Genomic DNA, 4,998 nt, shown 5'->3' with positions numbered 1-4,998 from the left:
TTCGCGCCTGAACCAGCGGACGTTATGAGGCGCTACGTGAGTGGTGCTGACCCGAAATTCATGAAGTCGGGACTCGTGTAGTCAAGGATGGTGACGCTACGTATCTCGGTCATATATTGACTGCCCGGAATCTGAATCTCTTGCGAACTGCCTGAAGCTTGGACAGGGGCGATCTCATAATTGGTGCCGCTGTCGGTCGCCCACGCACCATCGCCGTTCTTCACCAACTTGCCTTCATTGAGATATAGCCTCAGGTTCGGTGAGGCTCCCGTGCTGAAATCCGCGAGGGTCGCCCAGACCGTGCCGTCTCTGTGACGGGTGATCTCAACGGAGCCGGCCGTGTCGGCCCACTGAGCCACGAACTGCCCGGTGAGGGGGAGCTGGTCTTCGAATGCGCTCGTTGCAGCGGCCTCGGGTTCGACCGTCTCGATTGGCGCCGGCACAGGGTCTGACGACGATGTTGGCGTTGATGCTTGAGAGCTAACGCCGGTGATGGGCGCGCTGCTACACCCGCTGGCGCCGAGCAGGATCACCACAGCGACTACAGAGAGTGACGTCTGACGAAAACCGATTCCCATGCCTCGAACGTAGCAGCCGATCCAACTTCGGCAGCTGGAGCCGGCCGTCAGCCTCGTTCCGAAGGTGCACCCGATCAGCCGTCGTAGAGACGTGCCGGGCGAGGGCGCCGGTCAGGCCTCGTGCCAGGACGCGACGAGGTCGAGCAGGCCGGGAAAGCGTTCATTGAGGTCTTCCGTGCGAACTCGGCTGCGGCGTTCGAGCCCATACTGCCGCTGCCGAATGAGTCCCGCCTGCCGGAGTGCTTTGAAATGGTGCGTCAGCGACGACTTGGGGCGGTCGAAACCGAACCATCCACACGTGTGGTCATAGCTCTCGGATTCGAGCATCAACTTGCGCACGATGGTCAGCCGTAAGGGGTCGGCCAGCGCTCCCATGACGTCTTCGAGCTGTAACTCATCGACCGCCGGCTCCGGCAGAGGATCAGGCACGTTCTCGGGCGCGTCAAGCGCGGAGGTTTCGGTGGTGACGTGCTGTGCGGCAGTGGCCATGGCGCCAGTCTAACCAAAGTACGAGTCTTCTCGTACTGCTGCTATGTTCGAGATTACTCGTACAGACCAGACGGAGGAACCCATGACCCAAACTTCCGCACGCCCACCCAACGCAGTGCGGCCCCGCCCGACCGGCCCGATCCCGATGGGGTTGGCGGCCTGGATCGTCACCGCTGTGTTCATGCTGTCGAACTCACCCACCCCGCTCTACGTGCACTGGCAGGACCAGCTGGGCTTCTCCTCGGGGATGCTGACCGTGATCTTCGCCGCCTACATGGTCGGGCTGCTGCTCACGTTGACCGTGGCCGGGCAGCTCGCCGACCGATTCGGACGCAAACCCGTCCTCATCCCGGGGATCATTCTCGCCATGCTGGCCTGCGGCCTCTTCGCGTTCGCACCCTCCGTTCTTGCCCTCGTCGCCGCACGGTTTCTCACCGGTATCGCGGTTGGCGTGATCGTGTCGGCCGGCATGGCGGCCGTCGTGGATTCGGGCGGCCCCACCCGGCATCGTCAAGCATCCCTCGCGGCATCCGTGGCCATGGTCATCGGCGCCGGACTCGGGCCGCTGCTCTCCGGGCTGTTCACTCAAACGCTGCCCAATCCTGCTCCGACCGTTTTTGCCGTCGCGTTCATACTCCTCGCGACAGCCCTGACCGTCACGTTCTTCCTGCCACGTCGCCCTCCGCTCCCCCACCGCACCGGAGACCAGCCCCCAGTGGCCTTCCGATTCCGATTGCCGACTGTCCCCACGCCCAACCGGAACCACCTGCTCTACGGCATCGCCGTCTTCGCGCCGGGGATCACCGCGACCTCATTCGTGCTCGCCCTCGGCCCATCCCTCCTCGCGGACCTGTTGCATACCTCCAGCCCGCTCATCGCCGGCGCAATGGCCACTGCCATGTTCCTCGCTGCCACCGGCGTCCAGTTCGCCGTTCACCGGCTGCCCGTTCGCAGCATCCTCCTTCTCGGCTCCACGTCAACGACCCTGGCGATGATCAGCCTCATCACCGCCGTCACCGTCTCGCATCCGGCCCCACTCATCATCGCGGCACTCCTCGCAGGAATCGGCCAAGGCCTCGGCCAACTCGGAGGCCTCACCCTCATCGGCACAAACGTTCCAGCGAATCATCGCGCCGAAGCCAACGCTGTCCTCAACATCGGCGGCTACATCCCCGCCGGCCTGCTCGCCGTAGCCACCGGCTACCTCACCGATTCCCTGGGCCTGAGCCTCAGCGTCACCCTCTTCGCCATACTCCTCAGCTTGGCCGCCCTCACCTGCGGAACACTGATACTCCGCAACTTTCCCCGCGACTAATCCCGCAGGAACCGCCCCACCCAACATCTCGTCCGTCTGACCCCCTCAGCCGGACACTGAGCGGCACGGACTGAAACAAGCTGCCAGAGCGAGAATTGGGTGTGTCTCGGTAACGGTGTTTCCGGCGGTTTTCATTAGTAGGATTCTGCGTTCGGCCAGCGGTCGTGGAAGGTGATGGCGAAGGCGTTGAGAGCTGGCTTCCAACGCATCGTCCAACGAGCTCGGCCCTCCCCGGTGGGATCGAGACTGCGAGTGACCAGATACAAGCATTTTAGAGCGGCCTGCTCCGTGGGGAAATGTCCTCGAGCACGCACCGCCCGCCGGTACCGGGCATTGAGCGACTCGATCGCATTCGTGGAGCAGATCACCTGGCGGATCTCGGGATCGTAGGACAAGAACGGCGTGAATTCCTCCCATGCCGACTCCCACAACCGGATGATCGCGCCGTATTTCTTCCCCCAGATCTCGGTCAGATCATCCAACGCCGCCCGCGCCGCGTCAACGGTCGGAGCGGTGTAGATCGGTTTCACGGCTCGTTTCATCGCATCCCAATCCTTCTTCGAGGAGAGCTTGAACGTGTTCCGAATGAGGTGAATGATGCACGTCTGCACCGTCGTCAACGGCCACACGTTCCCGACAACGTCCGGCAATCCTTTCAACCCGTCACAGACCAGGAAGAACGTGTCGGTGACACCACGATTTTTGATGTCGGTCAGGACAGACATCCAAAACTTCGCGCCCTCACCGCCGGTGCCGGCCCACAACCCGAGAATGTCTTTATCACCGTCCAGGGTCACGCCGATGGCCGCGTAGATGGGCCGGTTGGCGACCTGCCCGTCCCGGATCTTCACCACGATCGCGTCAATGAAGATAGCCGCGTAGACGCCGTTCAACGGGCGGGACTGCCACGTCTGCATCTCCTCGATGACCTTGTCCGTGATGCGAGAGATGGTCTCCTTCGACACCTGCGCACCGTAGATCTGGTTGAAGTGCGCGCTGATCTCCCCGGTCGTGAGGCCCCGGGCATACAGCGACAGCACGATCTCATCGACCCCGGTCAAACGTCGTTGTCGTTTCGGCACAGTCACCGGAGTGAACGTGCCGTCCCGGTCACGAGGCACCTGAATGGTCACCGGCCCCGTCGAGGGACTGATCACCGTTTTGGGCCGGGCCCCGTTGCGCACATTGGATTCGTCACGCTCGTCCGGGGCACGGTTCTTCTCATGACCGAGGTGCTCGGTCATTTCCTCGTTCAGCGCTGCCTCCAGGAACGTTTTCGTGAACTGGCCCAGCAGACCGTCAGGCCCGTCCAGAGCCAAGCCTTGCTCCTTGGCCAGGCGCACCCATTCCTTCGCAGCCACCGCCTCACGAGTGGGCTCAGATTTCGTCTTCTTCGTCACAGCATCAAGTGTCGTCATCACGGCACCTTTCCCGCCAGACCCACGTCCAGCGCGTCAGGCCGGAAACACCGTTTAAGAGACAGTCCCCGAGAATTGGCTCGCCCGCTGTGTCACGAGGGAAGGCTCAGCGCGCGCTACCCGATTCAATCTCGGGCGTGACCATGAAGGACCTCCGATAGTGACCTGGCGACGTTCCCAGGTCGCGGGTGAAGTGTTTTCGAAGAAGGTCACTTGAGGAGAAACCGACACGATGAGCGACCTGCTCGATACTGACGCTGGTGTATTCGAGAAGCTCGCGGGCTGCAGTGAGTCGTTCTTGGACGAGCCATTGCCCTGGCGATCTCCCGAGGGCACTGCCGAATTCGCGTTGCAGAGTGCGTTTTGAGGTCCCCGCCCGGGCAGCGAGTTCTTCGAGAGTCCAGGCGTGAGCGAGGTTGGCTCGTACGAGCGTGCTGAGTCGCAACAGCGAAGCCGTCGTGAGTTCGCTCTCGCGGTAACGGGGCGGGACGTATTGAGCCTGCCCGCCGGAACGGGTGGCGGGCAGGACCATGGAACGCGCCACCGTCGATGACGCCGCCACACCATGTTCGCGTGCAACGATGGCAAGGCACAGGTCGATGCCAGCTGTAACGCCAGCCGAACTCCAGACCCGGTGTTCTTCTTCGTCGGTGTAGAGAGCGTTGGTCTCGACGCGGACTCTGGGGTGCAGCCTCTGGAGAAGTTCGCAGTAACGCCAGTGAGTCGTCGCTGCCAACCCGTCGAAGAGCCCGGCTTCAGCCACGAGAAATGCCCCCGTGCACAGCGAAGCCACCACGGACCCTTGAGCGTGGGCAGAACGTACTACCTCGACCGTCTGTCTGACCTCCGCGTCAGACAGCGAATCGATGAAAGACTCGGGGTCCTGGAATCCAGGAACGACGAGCAGATCAACGCAGGCCAAGGTCTCGATGAGGAGGCAGTTGCGGAGGGTGAATCCATGATCCAGCTCGATCACGCTGTCGGGCCCGTAGATCACCACCTCGTTGGTGGGCACGCCACGGTCCGTGCGATCATCGGCGAGAACTTCCATCACCGCCGCGACGTCGAAGGCCCGCATCCCGGGCAAAGCCAACACTCCCACCCTCATGGCGTGATCTTATCGTTCACTGTCATTAACGCCACTTTCTGAAACGAACTGGATCCGGTTCGATGGAAGACATGAACCAGGAACAGAACC

The 4,998-nt window shown here is 62.4% G+C and carries 5 protein-coding genes; 1 reads left to right on the top strand and 4 read right to left on the bottom strand.

The window, feature by feature from the left end; all coding sequences use genetic code 11:
* Nucleotides 1–32: 32 nt before the first annotated feature.
* Both JF66_RS16525 and JF66_RS16520 read right to left on the bottom strand, forming a co-directional pair.
* Complete coding sequence (locus tag JF66_RS16525) at nucleotides 33–578, bottom strand: DM13 domain-containing protein (RefSeq protein ID WP_156109865.1); 546 nt, start codon at nucleotides 576–578, stop codon at nucleotides 33–35.
* 111 nt (nucleotides 579–689) lie between these two features.
* Nucleotides 690–1,067, bottom strand: a complete 378-nt coding sequence (locus JF66_RS16520; protein WP_051973662.1) for a helix-turn-helix transcriptional regulator — start codon at nucleotides 1,065–1,067, stop codon at nucleotides 690–692.
* Between the two features lie 82 nt (nucleotides 1,068–1,149).
* On the opposite strand from JF66_RS16520, the gene JF66_RS16515 reads away from it, so the two are divergent.
* The gene (locus JF66_RS16515; protein ID WP_035879737.1) at nucleotides 1,150–2,382 is read left to right on the top strand and encodes an MFS transporter; all 1,233 of its coding nucleotides are present in this window, start codon (nucleotides 1,150–1,152) and stop codon (nucleotides 2,380–2,382) included.
* Between the two features lie 134 nt (nucleotides 2,383–2,516).
* Here JF66_RS16515 and JF66_RS16510 read toward each other — a convergent pair whose 3' ends face one another.
* Together JF66_RS16510 and JF66_RS16505 are read right to left on the bottom strand one after the other, a co-directional pair.
* Nucleotides 2,517–3,803 (bottom strand): IS256 family transposase, encoded by a 1,287-nt coding sequence (locus JF66_RS16510; RefSeq protein ID WP_156109864.1) that lies wholly within the window; start codon nucleotides 3,801–3,803, stop codon nucleotides 2,517–2,519.
* A 103-nt stretch (nucleotides 3,804–3,906) separates the two neighbouring features.
* A complete protein-coding gene (locus tag JF66_RS16505; RefSeq protein WP_035879735.1) occupies nucleotides 3,907–4,908 on the bottom strand; it encodes a GlxA family transcriptional regulator in 1,002 nt (333 codons plus the stop codon).
* Nucleotides 4,909–4,998: the final 90 nt, after the last annotated feature.

Source organism: Cryobacterium sp. MLB-32 (assembly GCF_000738085.1).
Lineage (GTDB): Bacteria > Actinomycetota > Actinomycetes > Actinomycetales > Microbacteriaceae > Cryobacterium.
The sequence above is the reverse complement of the archived record's forward strand: the minus strand, read 5'-3'. Positions and strand labels throughout refer to the sequence as shown.